This window comes from Pseudomonas fluorescens (assembly GCF_001307275.1).
Taxonomy (GTDB): domain Bacteria; phylum Pseudomonadota; class Gammaproteobacteria; order Pseudomonadales; family Pseudomonadaceae; genus Aquipseudomonas; species Aquipseudomonas fluorescens_AA.
Window position 1 is genome coordinate 2,088,624 of sequence record NZ_CP012831.1, and the last position, 15,749, is coordinate 2,104,372.

A 15,749-nucleotide genomic window follows, 5' to 3' on the forward strand; every position below is an offset into this window, starting at 1 on the left:
CCTGTTAAACCATTTTGCTTGGCGAATGGCGCTGCAGCGCGCCGCGAGACAGGCGATCGAGCAGCAACGCGATGGCGACGATGGCAAGACCGGCGCGCAGGCCCAGGCCCATTTCCATCCGCGACAGCCCCCTGGTGACTTCAGCCCCCAGGCCACCCGCCCCCACCAGACCGGCGAGTACCACCATGGCCAGCGACATCAGGATGCACTGGTTCAGGCCCACCAGCAGCGTCGGTGCGGCGGTCGGCAATTCGATCTTGAACAGAATGTCCTTCGGCGACGCACCGGACGCTTGCCCCAGTTCCAGCAGGTCTTTGGGCAGTTGTTTGAACGCCAGCGTGGTCAGGCGCAGCATCGGCGGAATGCCGTAGACGATGGTGGCGATGATCGCCGGAACACGCCCCAGGCTGAACAGGATCACCGCCGGAATCAGATACACCCAAGGCGGCACGGTCTGCATGATGTTGAGGATTGGCAGAAACGCATCGTCTACGCGCTTGACCCGAGCGGCCAGAACACCCAGCGGGAAGGCAATCGCCACCGAAATCAGCACCGACACGGACACCAGCGCGATGGTCTGCATCGACGCGACCCACAGGCCAGAGAACAGGCAGAACGCCAACATCAACGCCGCGAACACCGCCACACGTTTGGTGGCGAAGATGAACGCGGCAACAAAGACGATGGCGATCATCATGTAGGGATGAGGCGCCAGCAACAGGTGCTCGACCAGCCCCAGCACAGCCTCTACCACTTGGCTGATGACGACGAACAAGCCATGCAGATTGGCGTTGAGCCAGTCCACGACGGGGGCTAGAAACTCACCGGGGGAAAAACGCAGGTCGGCGATGCTCATTGGCTTTCTCCCATACGAGGCCGCGCTGCACTCTGCGCCAGGCGGTCGAGGATCATGGTCAGGATGACGATGGCGATGGCCGCGTTGATCGACTTGGCGATGTCCAACGTGCGCACCGCGCCGTAGATCGACTCACCCAGGCCGCCGGAACCGACGATCCCGGCGATCACGACCATGCCGAACGCCATCATCAGGCTCTGGTTGACGCCGGCCATGATGCTGGGCATCGCGAATGGCAGGCGGATCTTGAAGAACATCTGCATCCCGGTCACACCGCTGGCGTCACCCAGTTCGATGAACTCCTTGGGGGTCATGCGAATGCCCAGCGAAGTCAGGCGCAAGGCCGGTGGCAGCGCGACAATGAAAGTCGCCAACAACGCCGTGGCAGGGCCGTATCCCAACAGCGCAATGGCAGGCAGCAGATAAATGTAGGGCGGCATGGTCTGCACCAGGTCCAGGCACGGATCGACCACCTGGTCGAATGCAGGCGCGAGCCCCGCGACCACGCCCAACGGGATTGCAACCAACAGCGCCAGAAAGGTCGCGGTGAGGACAAGAGCCAGGGTGCTCACGGTCTCCGGCCACAGCCCGATAAAGGCGCAAAACATCAGTGCCAGCCCCGACAGAATCGCGAAACGAAGGCCGATCAAGCGCCAGCCGATCAACGCGAACAGCAGCGCAATGACGTAAAACGGCGGCAAGGCGATGCACCAGAGCACGCCTTTGTAGACCGCTGTCAGCGCGTCGTTGGCGGCGCTGAACAGGAACTCGCCGTGATCGGCCAGCCACTCCAGGCTGGAATCGATGGCCGAATCGAACTGACTGGAAAAGTCGGGGGTGCTCATGCCGAAGCCTCCAGCGCAGCGGTTGCTGACGAGGCTGAGAATTCATTCGCAATTCCCTGCACACCGCGCAGCAGATCACGAGGCGTGATGATCCCTACGACCACGTCGTTATCGACCACCGCCAACGCATCGCGCTCGGATTTCACGGTCAGGCCAATCAGCTCGTTGATGTCCGCATCGAGCCTGGTCTTGATCAGTCGCGCAATATCACAGCCGGGGTTGGCCGCCTTGAACGGCGCGACCGGGGTCATCACCGAGTGGGCCTTGACCAGATGCAGGCGCGAGATGCCCGCGACGAACTCGGCCACGTAATCATCGGCAGGCTTGAGGACGATTTCTTCGGCGGTACCCACCTGGATGATCACCCCGTCCTTCATGATCGCGATGCGGTCGCCGATGCGGATGGCTTCGTCCAGGTCGTGGGTAATGAACACCGCAGACTTGCCGAGCTCTTTCGTCAACTGGCGGAACTCGTCCTGTAGCTGGCGGCGGATCAACGGGTCGAGGGCGCTGAACGGCTCGTCCATCAGAATCACTTCCGGGTCGGCAGTGATCGCCCGGGCCAAGCCGACACGTTGCTGCATGCCCCCGGACAACTCGCTGGGGTAACGCTGCGACCATTCGCTCAGGCCCACTTTCGCCAGCGCACGCTCAGCCACCTTGTAGCGCTCGGCCTTGCCGATGCCCTGCACTTCCAGACCGAACGCGGTGTTTTCCAGCACCGTGCGGTTGGGCAGCAGGGCCACGCTCTGGAAGACCATGCCGATGTGCCGGGCGCGTACTTCGCGCAATTGTGCCGCTGAAAGCGTAGAAAGATCCTTGCCCTTGACCAGGACCTTTCCGGAACTTGGAGTGATCAGCTTGTTGAGCAACCTGATCAGGGTGGATTTGCCACTGCCGGACAATCCCATGATGCAAAAGATCTCTCCACGGCGGACCTGGAGACTGACGTTCGAGACCCCGACCACGCAGCTGTAATCTTGCAGAATCCGGGTCTTGGTAAGCCCCTGCTGAACGACAGCTTGCATCGCGGCAGGTGCGCTTTCCCCAAAGATTTTCCAGACATTCTGGCAATCTACCAGCACTTCGTTAGTGTCAATTTTAGCCGTTGTCATGTCGTAACCCGTCGAGTCAGTTTTGGCTGACTTCTCTCATTGATCAAAAGGCGGCAGTGGCAAAAAAGGCGTCGCGTTTCACTTCTTGACGTTTTCCCAGCGCTTCAACAAATCGGCGTGACTGTCGGTCCAGCCCTTGACGGCCTCATCCATGGTCTTGCCGTCCTTGACCTCGGCGTTCATGGCGGTGATGTCGGCGATAGGCACGTAAACACTGGCCATCAGCTCACGGGCACGTGGATTGCCCTCGGCGAAACCTTTATGGCCGATCCAGTAATAGCCTTGCAGCGGCGGGAAGATGCCTTTGGGGTCTTTCAGAAACTTCAGGTCGAATTTCTTGGTCATCCAGGACGGATCCCACACCGTGACCGCCACCCACTCTTTGCGGTCCACAGCAGACTTCAGCGCGGCGGTCATCGCAGCGGTACTGCCTTCGACCAGTTTCAGCTTGAGGTCATAGGCCTTGACCACGTTGTTGGCATCGCTCATCAAGCCTGACCCTGGCTCGATGCCGATGATCTTGCCGCCGAGCTTGTCTGCGTTGGCATTGAGTTGATCGATCGAATCGATGTCGACATAGCTGGGCACCGCCAGCCCCTGGTACAGACCGAACGAGACCGGCGACAGTTTTTCGAGCCTGTTTTTATTCTTGTTCCAGTAATCGGAGGCGGCGTAATCGGTCTGGGAGGCCAGAACCTGAACATCACCCTTGGTCAGGGCTGCATAGGCAATGCCCCACTCCGAAAACTCCACCACTTTGACCGTGTAGCCAGAGTCCTCGAGCACCTTCTTGGTGATGCCGGTGATGGGGGTCAAGTCCTCCCAGTTCATGGTGCCCATGGTGATGGTTTTCTCTTCGGCGTGAACCGGCAGACTCATCATGCCTGCTACCGCAACCGCACAGACTGCCTTCCAGATTTTCTTCATGGCGTTCCCCGATCTACGTTTATAAAACTGGTTATGGATGTTTAACGAACCTCGGTCTTGCGACTCGACCTCAACCTTCCCGACCGGCCCTAAGTGCCTGCCAGCGAATGACTGAACTGACGCCCAACTGAGTCAACAACTTCGGTGGCAACTTGCTCGGCCCTGGAGCCTGGCTGTAGCGCTGCAAAAACTCCGACTGCGTACCGCTTGCCAACTCGGCGGCCATGACCCCGGCCAGGGTGCTCTTCACCGTGCCCAGACCGTTCTCGCAGCATGCGGCGTAGAGGTTTTCTTCCACTTCGCCAAAGGCTGGCGCGCTGTTGCGGCTCAGGCACAGGCGCCCTGCCCAGCTGAATTCGATGGGTGTCGATTTCAACTCCGGGAAGCGTGCGTCGAGCGAATGCCGTTGTTCTTCGGCCACCGCCGCAACACGCATCGGCGTCACGGTGATGGTCGGGTCGTAGGTGAACTTGGTGCGAATGACGATGCGCGATTGCCCGTTCGAGGTGATCTTGCGCACCGTTGCGCCCATCGGATCGGCGGGCAGCAGCGCCCAGCGGTCGTGACCGGTCACGTTGCGTTTGAATTCGTCGTGGCTGAATCCGGCGGTCATCGAGGCGTAGGTGAAGACGTGCAGCAGCCGCCCCTTGAAATGCCCGAAGTCTTCGATGTGGCCATTGACCGCAAGGATGACTTTCGGCGCCGAGACTCGGCCCTTGTGGGATTTCGCCACCCAGCCGGCCCCGGACTTCGACAGCTCGACAATCGGCGAGCGCTCGTAGAGGCTGATCTTCTGCCCCAGCCCCTGCGCCAGGTCGCGGATGTACTGCGCCGGCTGAATCATCACCGCGCCGGGGGTATACAACCCACCGTGGTAGTAATTCGAGCCGGTGATTTCCAGCATCTGTTTGGCGTCGTACAACTCATGCCGCTCGCCGATCCTCGCCAGGGATTTCGCGTACTTGAGGTTCAGCTTCAAGCCGCGCTCGGTGGCTGCCGCGTTGATCTTCCCGGAGGGGTCGAAGGTCTGCCGCGACATGCCGTACTCAACCGCAGCCTGAGCCGCAAAGTCGATGGCAAAGCGATTCTGTGCGATCTCCTGCGCAGTGGCGGACTCACCGGCCACCGAGTATTCGCCGGAGGACAGGCTGTGGGGCACATCGATCATGAAACCGGAGTTGCGCCCCGCAGGGCCCTTGGCGATTTCATGGGCGTCGACCACCACGATGGTGTCGTCGGGACGTAGCTGGGACAGCCGACGCGCCGCCGACAGACCCGCGAATCCCGCACCGATGATCAGCCAGTCCGCCGACACGTTCCCATCAAGCATTCGCACAGGGGCGGAACGCGTGGAGATCGCCTCCCAGCCTGAAACACCGGTGTCTACCGGCAGCCGCTTGATGGTGTGATCGCTCATTTTACGGTCTCGTCAACCGACCGATCAGACACATCGATCCAGATGGTTTTGATTTCGGTGTACTGGTCGTGGGCGAACACTGACTTGTCGCGACCACCGAAACCGGACTCCTTGTAACCGCCGAACGGCGTCGATGCATCGCCCTCGCCGAAGCAGTTGACAGTGACGATCCCGGCACGGATTTCGCGAGCCAGCTTGATCGCCCGGCGCAGGTTGCCGGTGTACACCGAAGCGGCCAACCCGTAGTGGGTGTCGTTTGCCAGGGCAATGGCTTCGCAGATCGAGTTGAAGGTCGTGACCGACAGCACCGGGCCGAAAATCTCTTCCTGGAACAGGCGGCTGTCGCGATCCACACCGTCGATTACGGTGGGCTGAATAAAGGCACCGTCATGAGTATCGCCGCCATACACGGCTTCCAGATTGCTCGCGCTGGCGTAATCCAGGTAGGACTTCACTTTCTCGAAATGGTCGCTGCTGACCAGTGCGCCCACGCGATTCTGCGGGTCCAGCGGGTCGCCCATTTTCCACTCGCGGATATAGGCGCCCATGCGCTTGAGCAGTTCGTCTTTGACCGATGCGTGAACCAGCAGGCGCGAAGTCGCCGAGCAGTTCTCGCCCATGTTCCAGAACGCGCCGTTGACCACCTGCTCGGCGACCAGGTCGAGATCCTCGGCGTCGTCCATGACCACGGCCGGGTTCTTGCCGCCACACTCGAGCACTACACGCTTGAGATTGGAATCGGCGGCGTAATGCAGGAAGCGCCGACCGGTTGCGGTTGAGCCGGTAAAGCTCACCATGTCGACATCTTTGTGCAGGCCGAGGGGTTCGCCCACGTCCTTGCCGGTACCCGTGACGATGTTCAGCACGCCAGCGGGCACACCCGCGTCGAAGGCCAGCTCGGCGACACGCAGTGTGGTCAAGGTGGTTTGTTCAGCGGGTTTGACGATCACCGAACAACCGGCGGCCAGCGCAGGGCCGATCTTCCAGGCGAGCATCAACAGCGGGAAGTTCCACGGCAGCACACAGCCCACAACGCCAATCGGCTCGCGCACCACCATGGTCAAGGCATCGTTGCCCACCGGCGCGGTGTGGTCGTAAAGCTTGTCGATCACCTCGGCATGCCAGCGCAGGGTGTGAATGGTGTCGGGCACGTCGACCAGTTGGCATTCACGCACCGGTTTTCCGCTGTCCAGGCTTTCCAGCACCGCCAGTTCATGACGATTCTTTTCCAGCAGCTTGGCGAACTTCAGGAGCACGGCCTTGCGCTCGCCAGGGGGCAGCAGCCTCCAGCGGCCATCTTCGAAGGCTTCCCTGGCTTTGCTGACGGCATAGTCCACGTCTTCGGCAGCACAGGCCGAAACCTCGGTCAAAAGCTCGCCGGTAGCCGGATTGACGGTGGCAAAGGTATTGCCGGAAATCGCAGGCTTGAAGGCGCCATTGATGAAGGCGGTGTTCGGAAACGACATCGACTTTGCGATGGCGGCATATTCGGCCGCAGTCAGAAGATCACGCATTGTTGGCTCCCGAGGTGATGTGGGCGACGGTACGTTTCACGTTGGCGATGACGGTCTGCAGGCTGCGTTTGTCGTCCGAATTGAGCGGACGCAATGGCGCACGTACGTCACCGACTGCGAGCCCGTTCAATTCACAACCGAACTTGATGCACTGCACGAACTTGCCGCCGTCCAGCGCATTCATCAGCGGCATCATCGCGGACATGATCTGGCGGCCCTTATCGAAGTTCTTCTCGACGACACAGGCTTCATATAACGCAACATGCTCTTTTGGCAGAAAGTTGGAACCGGCACACACCCAACTCCTGGCGCCCCAGGCAAAGAACTCAAGTGCCTGGTCATCCCAACCACAAGACAAGGCGATATGGGGAAATTCACGGGCCAATAAATGAACGCGGCCCATATCGCCGGAACTTTCTTTAATGGCTTTTACGTTTTTGGACTTGCCGACCCGAGCGAGGTATTCCTCGTTCATTTGCACACACATGCGACCCGGATAGTTGTACAACATGATCGGCATATTGGCCGCGCGGTCGATGGTCAGCGCGTGGATGGCGTTTTCCTGATCGGTCGGCAGCGCGTAGGGCGGTGTGGTCACCAGGATCGCGTCGGCCTTGATCCGCTTGGCATCCTCGGCAAACAACACCGCGTCTTCGGTGCGAATGGCGCCGGTGCCGATGATCAACTGTACGCGACTGCCGATGACTTCCCTGGCATGTGCGGCGAGCTTGAGGCGCTCCTCGGCAGTCTGCGCATAATATTCGCCGGTGGAACCGCCAATGATGATCCCGTGCACTTTCGCTTCGATCAGAGATTCGAGAACCTCGGAAAAGACGCGCCAGTCGATTTCACCATCAGGCGTATGCGGCGTGACCGCCGGTGTATAAATGCCTTCGAATTTCAAGACGATATTCTCCGAATAGGAATGGCCGTGGCGTTTAAAAAGAAACGGCCAATTAACAACAGCAAAACGTACGCGGCCGAAGCCCTGGAACACGAAATAAAGTCCATCTGATTTCCGGGACGTGCCCCGATGTAAAAACAAATAACGCAAGTGTGAGGATGACGTTGACTCAGGATTTAATCCTGAACCTTTATCAACGCAAGAACTTCAATGTTCTTTCGCAATCGCCCAGCGAGACACATTTCCAGACCCACTCAAGTACATCGAGCAGGCAGCAGAAAAAACGCTGAAACTTTAGAATACGTTCGGTCGAGACACGGCCTTTACCTCAGGCAGACACTGTTCGACACAGGGCAGATGAGCAATCGCTTTAATCAACATAGTCAGACCGTATCTATCCCAATTGGCAGTGACGACGGTTTCTTATTTTCAGCACGTATGGAAGGTCTCCATCGGCTTTTGCACGCCTCGAATCCTCTTGCATCGACCCGAGGATTACTGGCGGCTTGTGTGAAGATTACGTGTCGAACGCGCTTGCCAACAAGAAACCTTTTCACTGGGCAATGCATAAAAAAATGTTATCGATTGGACGCTCAGGATGTCGTTCGCGTCGCGGATGGCCGGTTCATTCGAACTGCGACAGCACCCAGTCCCTGAACCGACAACAGGCCTCGTCGTGCTCGCGGTCTTCCCTGAACGTCAGGTAGTGCTGGCTTTCCTTGAGCACAACTTCTTCAGCGACCGGCCGCACCAGCAACCCGTCGTCAATCAGCTTTGTCACCAAGTGGTTCCAGCCAAGAGACACGCCCTGATGGGTCAGCACCATGCTGATGATGAGGTTGTAGTCGTTGGCATTGAGCACGTGAGGGCTGTCGTGCGGGCGCTCGTCAAGATTGACGTTATGGAAGGCGAACCACACATTCCAGTCCACATGCTCCGCCACCTGCGAACGGCCGTAGGGGCTGAGATTGAGCAGCACGCCGTTGCGCAGCCCTTCCAGGCTCGACAACTCCGGGTGGGCGTCTCGGTATTGCGGGGTACAGACCGGATAGATCACGTCGTGAAACAGCGGATAGCTGCGGTAACCATCCTGAATCCGGGCCATCTTGGTGATGAAAATGTCCGGGCGAATGCCAGGCTCCATCGACAGAAAGTTCTGGGTGGTGATCAGGTTGAGATCAATATCGGGATTCTGGCTGAAAAAGGCAGGCAGTTTCGCCGCCAGCCATAGCGCCGAAAATGCGGGAGAGCAGCACAGGGTCAGCACGCGCTTCCCGGCGTTATGGGTGCGGATGCGCTCAGCCGCCTGGGAGATATTTACGAATGACATTTGCGCTGCGTCGAAGAAAATGGCGCCTGCTTCGGTCAACTCGACCGCACGACCTACTCGCCTGAACAGCTCTACGCCAAGATACGTTTCAAGCTCGCGAATTTGCCGACTGATCGCTGCCTGGGTCACGCACAGCGCCTCTGCGGCACGGGTGAAGCTCTGGTATTTGGCGGCGGCCACGAAGGACTTGACGGCCTTGAGAGAAGGCATCTTCAACAACGTCAAATCTGGATCGATGTGCTTGACCATAGCTTTAACGAGTCATCCATTTTGAGAAATAGGCAGATACTGGGAACTGAGATAGAGATCTTCTTACGCTATCGCCCCTCCCCGCATGCGGTACCTATATACCACCCACCCGAACTTTTCCTGAATAGGTTGTACTGCCAACATTCCTCCAGGAAGAAAAGCAGTGCAACACACCTCCCTTACAACGTCCCATGACTTACCGTTCGCCGACAGCGCAGCGCTGCCGGATGCCCCGCTGATCAGCCAGCTCAAGGCGTCACAGCAACACATGATCCGCCTGAACGACGCCATCCCAAGGCCTTCCAATGTGATGAGGCAACACCTGGATTATTGGTTCAGGAGAACCTTCCCTGCCTTGGCGGGCAGCATGACGGTGCACGAGCTGTCCGTGCGCACGCTGCGAGAAGAGATGATCGCGCCTGCGCAGCGCACAGCCGATGACCCGGCAACCGGTAAGACGGTGACGGACACCCGCTTGCTCGAGACGCTTTTGCTGCAAGTCGTCGCTGGCAGGATCGATCCGAGGGCGTTCTTCCGTGACCTGGACGACATCGAGATTGTCACCCATCGGGACGGCACCACCGCAGCGCCCGTCGCCCTGAACGAGCGCGCCGCAAAAGATGAAATCAAGCGGCTGATCAGCGCCACGCCGGCGCTTTATGAACGACTGCTCACCCGTGCATTGGATGAGTTCTGGAACAAACCGGCCGACTTCAGCCAGGACCGCAAGGTCGGCGACTGGCTGGCGGACGAACTCGCCAGGCAACTCAAGGCCCAGGCCGATCTGCATCGGCTGGACACGACATTGAGCCCGCAAATGCACCAGGCGCTGACCGACTATGCGTTGTCGGCGCCGGACGCAGCGTCTCGCGCACAGTTGGCGGAACGGGTCCGACCCGGGGTGTTCAGCCTGGGGATCACACCCCGCCGGTGGGGCTTCAGCGTACCGGTGTCGGGCGCCGTGGCCTTGTCGCGGTATGACAACGCCAGCGATTCGGGACATGCCGTGCTGTACCGCCCGGGCCAGCCGTTGCAACTGTACGACACCCTGGTGGCGCTCACGGCCGGCCTGGCACAAGACGGCAACGCTGGGGATGAAGTCGACATCGCGCCTGTCACCGAGCACTTCCTCGCGCGCCTGGTCACGGAACTGCGGACAGGGCAAAAAACCGCCGTGCGCGATGCCGTGCTGGACGGTCCCGCGACATCGGAAGAAATCACCGCCTGGATGAACAGGGTCGATGCGGCGGCGGACATCGGCCACAAGCTGGACCTGGCGAACGCCATGGAGGAGCGCGAACTGCGGCTAAACCTCAAGAGACTCAATGACTGGCTGCACGGCAACCCGCACGTTACCGCCAGCGATCGCCTGGCATGGTGGGCGGCGACGCGAGCCCTGCACAACGCCCTGACGGATCAGCCCCCGCCGCCGGACCCGGTGACGCTGGCCACCATGGACGCTCTTCGTGACCGGACCCGTCAGTTGCTCGCCGATGTCATCAAGGCGAAATACCCGCCGGTCGACCCTGAGGACGTGTCCCTGAGCATCAGAAGAACCGTGGTCGATCCCCACGCACCGACGGGTAGCTCGCCGTTTGGCTCCGGGGTCTCGCAAGGCAGCGTGAGGGGAATCGTCGATGACCGTCGCTCCCTGACGCAGTGGGCGATGTCCAACCTGACCCAGGACGAACGCCATGCCTCTCACCCAACCGTGGAAGGGCCGCTGAGCTTCGCGCAAATTGTGGACGTCATTGAGAGGGCGAACATCGGCGCCCGGCTCCCGGTCGAGCTGCAACGCGTGGCCCGGGAACAACAGGCGCAGTGGATGGCCCTGAAAGCGCAACAGATGCGCGCCCAAGTGTGGGCCGCGCATATTTCGGGAGACTTGCGGCACGACCGGGACAATATCGGCTTGAAGCTGGTGCTGGCCGCACTGGACGGCCCGACCGCAGCGGCGCGCGACAAGGTCAACGGGCACGAGGTGGTGGTCCGCCAACTGCAATGGGGCGACAGCGTGCTGAGGGAAGTGCTGGCGTTTGGGGTGAAGGCGACGGCCAGCCGCCCTTCGTTGACGCTTTACACACCAGGCGCCCCCGACGGCAAGACGTTCAGGGACGTGGATGCACCAAGCGCGCGGGCGTTGGAAACAACCTTGGTGCAAACACTCACTGCCACGTCGGAGATGACCCGTTGGCTCATTTCGCACCTGCCGCTGCTCGAACAGGCCAAGCAACTTGCCAGCATGGCACCGACCTCGGAGGACCTGGCGCTCGAGGAAAAAATCAAGAAAGTCACACAGTCTGTCTTCGCGTGGGCCCAGGACAGGGCACAGGACGATTTCGCGAAGACCATCGCTTCGCCCATCGTCGAGGGGGATGTGTTCAAAGCGTTGCATGAGACGCAAATCGCCCATGGGCTCAAGACGGCAGACATGTTGACGGTGACCCATGCCGAGCGCGACAGCACCTACGCCCAAGAGGGACGCCGCAGCGCCGTCATGCTGCTGACGGGGGCGATGTCGATGTTCCCGGCAGGCCGGCTGGGGGGCCTGCTGGGACGCGCGATCCTGCCGACCATGGCCGGCGGTGCCGCGGTGTCGGCGATAGACGATGAGAACGGCAGCCTGCAGCAGTGGACCCTTGATTTTATCGGCGGGCTGGGAGAGGTCATCGCCGAGGCGGGGCAGGACTTGATCATGGCCCGCTCCGGACGCCGTCGCAGACAAGCACGCCCGGCGCTATCGGCGCTCCCCCCCATGACGGCCCCGGAGCTGGAGCCGTACCGGCTCAAAGGGTTCGACGGCCACGGATTGATCCACGAGGGTCGCCACCGGTACCGGGATGCAAGCGGGCAAGGCTACTTGATGCTGGAGAACGGCTATTACAAGACGGCGGTCCAGGCAGGCGAGCAAATCATCTACGCGCCCGACAACCGCTCCAACCAACGGACTGTCATTTGGGAAAATGATCGTTGGCAGGTTGAAGAACGACAGCGCCTACGCGGAGGCGGCGCGCTCCAGAGCCTGCTCAGACGAGCCCCGCAGACGCCGCGAGAGCGAACGTTCAATGCATTGGTGGAAGGGGTGCTGGTCAACAATCGCTACCCCACCCTCGAAGCCGTCAACACGGCAAAGGAGATTTTCCACACCATGCCTGACGCGCTGCTCGAACGCATACTCGACGAAAGCATGGCCGACATAGACGCGCTCGACCTCAACGCCTATCTCTCGAAAATAAGGGACCTGACCCAGGGCCGGGGCAATCTGTCCCGGCATCAGGCCGCCCACGACGATCTGCTGGACAAGATGAACACTTGGCGAATCGTGACCCTTAGCTATAAGGACATCGAAGCCAACGCGCCTGACGTCGAACTGAGCGAAACACAAAAGATAAAAATATATGACACGATCATTTCGCACAAAAACGTGTTCTTTACCGAAGATCGAATCCAGGTGCACACCACCATCATCACGGACAACCTGACCGGCGCAGTCTTCATGACCTTCACGCCTCATAAAGGCCGGAAAAGAGTGGCCATGGACAAGATATCCAAAGACACCGGGGCCATGTTGCACGCCGTGGAAGCCAAATTGAATGCCAAGGCCCAGGCGTTATATCCGGGGGATGGCCCGCAAGCGCAGGCCGCCCGAGGAAACTACATGGTTTCGGAGGATTACTACAACGAGATGATCGCTGCGCTTCGGGAAGAGAAGCAGCGCATGCACAAGCCTGGCCTGTTGACGGAAATCAGGAACAATCGCGTGCCTTATCTCATTGTCAACAAAGGCAAGACCCAGCGAAATACCATGCTGCTCACCAGCGAAGACATTACAAACTTCACCAGTTCGCTCGCAAACTATGAACCCTTCGACATCGAAATCGTTACACAGGCCAAGTCCAACAAAGTGACAGGGCCCCCCCCACCCACCGCCCCCATGGTTTTACCCGCCCCGGAACCTGTGCCGGACAAATTCCAGACCCGCACCAGCCCATTGGCCGAAACACAGATGGCATACGCCAGCTTTCCCAAGGAGGCTGAAGCCAAGGTCGGGGAAATCCTGGCAGATATCCGCGCCGGCAGGATAACCACCAAGCGAATCTATCGGTACTACTGGTACACCATGGCCCAACTGTCCCCCGGCGGTGGCAAAGGCGCATGGCGCGCCGCGTTCGAACGCAAGGGCGACACGTGGACACTCCAGGGCTTTTATGATTACCACGGCAATAAGCCCGCGACGGTCTGGGAAGGCTAGGCCGATCCAATCGAGGTCGAGTGGTTGGGGATCAACAGCCAGTGCCTTGCGTCAATAAATCCACAAACGCCTTCGCCATCGGCGAACGCTGTTCCTTGCGCTGCACCAGCCACACGGCCGAGACCGCCGCCGGGTCGAGCAGCGGTCGATAGACCACGCCATCGATGCGCATGCGTTGGTAGGACGCCGGCAATACCGAGACACCGAGCCCTGCCGCGACCAGGCCGATGATGGTCATGGCTTCACCGGCTTCCTGGGCGAAGTGCGGGCTGAAGCCGGCGTCGCGGGCCAGGCTCAGCAATTGCGCGTAGAGGCCGCTGCCGTAGCTGCGCGGGAAAAACACGAACGGTTCCTGAGCCAACGCCGAGAGGAACAGGCCCTTTTCATCGCCCTGGGCCAGGGGATGCTTGGCGCTGAGCACGGCCACCAGGGGTTCGCGGCTGAGTTCGATTTCCCTCAGGGCGTCGGGCAGCGGCAAGGGCCGCATGATGCCCACTTCGATCGCCTCATCCAGCAGTGCGTCGGCCACTTGGGTGCTGCTCATTTCCCGCAGGTTCAGGTGCACCGCCGGGAAGCGCTGACGGAACGAGAAGATCGCCTGGGGAATGGTGGAGTTGAACGGTGCCGAGGAGGTAAAGCCGATTTTCAGCTCGCCCAGTTCCCCCAGTTGGGCACGGCGGGCCACGTCGGCGGCCTTGTCGACCTGGACCAACACCCGTCGTGCTTCTTCAAGGAACAGCCGCCCGGCCTCGCTCAGTTCGACTCGACGATTGGTGCGCTCGAACAACCGTGCGCCAATCTCCTGTTCCAGTGCCTGGATCTGCTGGCTCAACGGCGGCTGGGAGATGCCCAGGGCCAGCGCGGCGCGGCCGAAATGCAGCTCTTCGGCCACGGCGATGAAGTAACGCAAGTGACGCAGTTCCATGGGCCATCCAATAGGTCGTCAAACATCTTAAACAGGTCGAATAATATATTGGATAGAAACATTAGCCAGCTATATGCTTTTTTCATTGCCTGCCTGATCGTGTCCTTGCGAGGTCCACCGTGAAAACTGCTGTCGCTCCATTGGCCCATGAAATCCCGCCGCGTGCGCAGGACGATGTCGTCGCCGAACTCAAGGACATCTACATCGAGAAGGGCACGCCGATGTTCATGCGCACGGTGCTGGCGCTGTTCTGCGGTGGCTTTGCGACCTTTGCCCTGCTGTATTGCGTGCAACCGATGATGCCGCTGCTGTCCAAGGAGTTTTCCATCAACGCGGCGCAGAGCAGCCTGATCCTGTCGGTGGCGACCGGCATGCTTGCCATCGGCCTGTTGATCACCGGCCCGATTTCCGACCGCATCGGCCGCAAACCGGTGATGGTCACGGCACTGTTCGCCGCGTCAGTGTGCACGATCGCCAGCGCCATGATGCCGACCTGGCAAGGCGTCCTGCTGCTGCGCGCCTTGGTCGGGCTGTCGTTGAGCGGGTTGGCGGCGGTCGCGATGACGTATCTGAGCGAAGAGATTCATCCCAAGCACATCGGCCTGGCGATGGGGCTGTATATCGCTGGCAACGCCATCGGCGGCATGTGCGGGCGCCTGATCACCGGGGTCTTGATCGACTTCGTCAGTTGGCACACCGCGATGCTGGTGATTGGCGGCCTGGCGTTGATCGCGGCGGCGGTGTTCTGGCGAATTCTTCCCGAGTCACGCAACTTCCGTCCCCGTTCGCTGCACCCGCGCAGTCTGCTGGACGGTTTCACCCTGCACTTTCGCGACGCCGGGTTGCCGCTGCTGTTTCTCGAAGCCTTCGTGCTGATGGGCGCGTTCGTGACGCTGTTCAACTACATCGGCTACCGCCTGCTGGCCGAGCCTTATCATCTGGACCAGGCCTTCGTCGGGTTGCTGTCGGTGGTGTACCTGTCGGGCATCTACAGCTCGGCCAAAGTCGGCGCACTGGCGGACAGACTCGGTCGCCGCAAAATGCTCTGGGCGACCATCGCGCTGATGCTGTCCGGCCTCGTGCTGACCATGGCCACCCCGCTGTGGCTGGTGGTCCTGGGCATGTTGGTGTTCACCTTCGGTTTCTTCGGCGCCCATTCGGTCGCCAGCAGTTGGATCGGCCGCCGCGCCCTCAGGGCCAAGGGCCAGGCTTCGTCACTTTATCTGTTCAGCTACTACGCCGGATCCAGCGTGGCGGGTACGGCCGGCGGCGTGGCCTGGCACCTGGGCGGCTGGAACGGGATCGGCCTGTTCATCGGTGGCTTGCTGGTGATTGCGTTGTGGGTGGCGGTGAAGCTGGCGAAATTGCCGTTGTTGCCGGGGAATGTGCAGGTCTAGCCATCGCTATCCACATTG

The 15,749-nt window shown here is 60.3% G+C and carries 11 protein-coding genes; 2 read left to right on the forward strand and 9 right to left on the reverse strand.

Translation table 11 applies throughout. The features are described 5' to 3' along the window. Positions 1 to 4 precede the first annotated feature (4 nt). The 8 genes from AO356_RS09260 to AO356_RS09295 all read right to left on the reverse strand — a co-directional run bounded on the left by AO356_RS09260 (position 5) and on the right by AO356_RS09295 (position 9,157). The gene (locus tag AO356_RS09260; RefSeq protein WP_060739529.1) at positions 5 to 856 is read right to left on the reverse strand and encodes an ABC transporter permease; all 852 of its coding nucleotides are present in this window, start codon (positions 854 to 856) and stop codon (positions 5 to 7) included. Further along, positions 853 to 1,701, reverse strand: coding sequence for an ABC transporter permease (locus tag AO356_RS09265; RefSeq protein ID WP_060739530.1), 849 nt, complete (start codon positions 1,699 to 1,701; stop codon positions 853 to 855). The genes AO356_RS09260 and AO356_RS09265 overlap by 4 nt, the downstream gene beginning before the upstream one ends. Then, positions 1,698 to 2,816 carry a quaternary amine ABC transporter ATP-binding protein gene (locus AO356_RS09270; RefSeq protein ID WP_060739531.1) on the reverse strand — a complete coding sequence of 373 codons (1,119 nt, stop codon included), beginning with the start codon at positions 2,814 to 2,816 and terminating at the stop codon, positions 1,698 to 1,700. Before AO356_RS09270 ends, AO356_RS09265 begins: the two co-directional genes overlap by 4 nt. Before the next feature lie 78 nt (positions 2,817 to 2,894). Then, the gene (locus tag AO356_RS09275) at positions 2,895 to 3,743 is read right to left on the reverse strand and encodes a glycine betaine ABC transporter substrate-binding protein (protein ID WP_060739532.1); all 849 of its coding nucleotides are present in this window, start codon (positions 3,741 to 3,743) and stop codon (positions 2,895 to 2,897) included. Between the two features lie 70 nt (positions 3,744 to 3,813). Continuing rightward, positions 3,814 to 5,160, reverse strand: a complete 1,347-nt coding sequence (locus AO356_RS09280) for an NAD(P)/FAD-dependent oxidoreductase (RefSeq protein WP_060739533.1) — start codon at positions 5,158 to 5,160, stop codon at positions 3,814 to 3,816. Next, the gene (locus AO356_RS09285) at positions 5,157 to 6,674 is read right to left on the reverse strand and encodes an aldehyde dehydrogenase (RefSeq protein WP_060739534.1); all 1,518 of its coding nucleotides are present in this window, start codon (positions 6,672 to 6,674) and stop codon (positions 5,157 to 5,159) included. The genes AO356_RS09280 and AO356_RS09285 overlap by 4 nt, the downstream gene beginning before the upstream one ends. Further along, entirely contained in the window at positions 6,667 to 7,578 is a 912-nt protein-coding gene (locus tag AO356_RS09290) for a dihydrodipicolinate synthase family protein (protein WP_060739535.1), read from the reverse strand. Before AO356_RS09290 ends, AO356_RS09285 begins: the two co-directional genes overlap by 8 nt. Positions 7,579 to 8,203: 625 nt before the next feature. Beyond that, entirely contained in the window at positions 8,204 to 9,157 is a 954-nt protein-coding gene (locus AO356_RS09295; RefSeq protein ID WP_060739536.1) for a LysR family transcriptional regulator, read from the reverse strand. Between the two features lie 268 nt (positions 9,158 to 9,425). Between AO356_RS09295 and AO356_RS09300 the strand changes: the two genes are divergently transcribed. Then, the gene (locus AO356_RS09300; protein WP_237140808.1) at positions 9,426 to 13,409 is read left to right on the forward strand and encodes a dermonecrotic toxin domain-containing protein; all 3,984 of its coding nucleotides are present in this window, start codon (positions 9,426 to 9,428) and stop codon (positions 13,407 to 13,409) included. A gap of 31 nt (positions 13,410 to 13,440) precedes the next feature. On the opposite strand, the gene AO356_RS09305 is transcribed toward AO356_RS09300, so the two are convergent. Further along, positions 13,441 to 14,334 carry a LysR family transcriptional regulator gene (locus tag AO356_RS09305; RefSeq protein ID WP_060739538.1) on the reverse strand — a complete coding sequence of 298 codons (894 nt, stop codon included), beginning with the start codon at positions 14,332 to 14,334 and terminating at the stop codon, positions 13,441 to 13,443. Between the two features lie 140 nt (positions 14,335 to 14,474). On the opposite strand from AO356_RS09305, the gene AO356_RS09310 reads away from it, so the two are divergent. Continuing rightward, the gene (locus AO356_RS09310; protein WP_420480620.1) at positions 14,475 to 15,731 is read left to right on the forward strand and encodes an MFS transporter; all 1,257 of its coding nucleotides are present in this window, start codon (positions 14,475 to 14,477) and stop codon (positions 15,729 to 15,731) included. Positions 15,732 to 15,749: the final 18 nt, after the last annotated feature.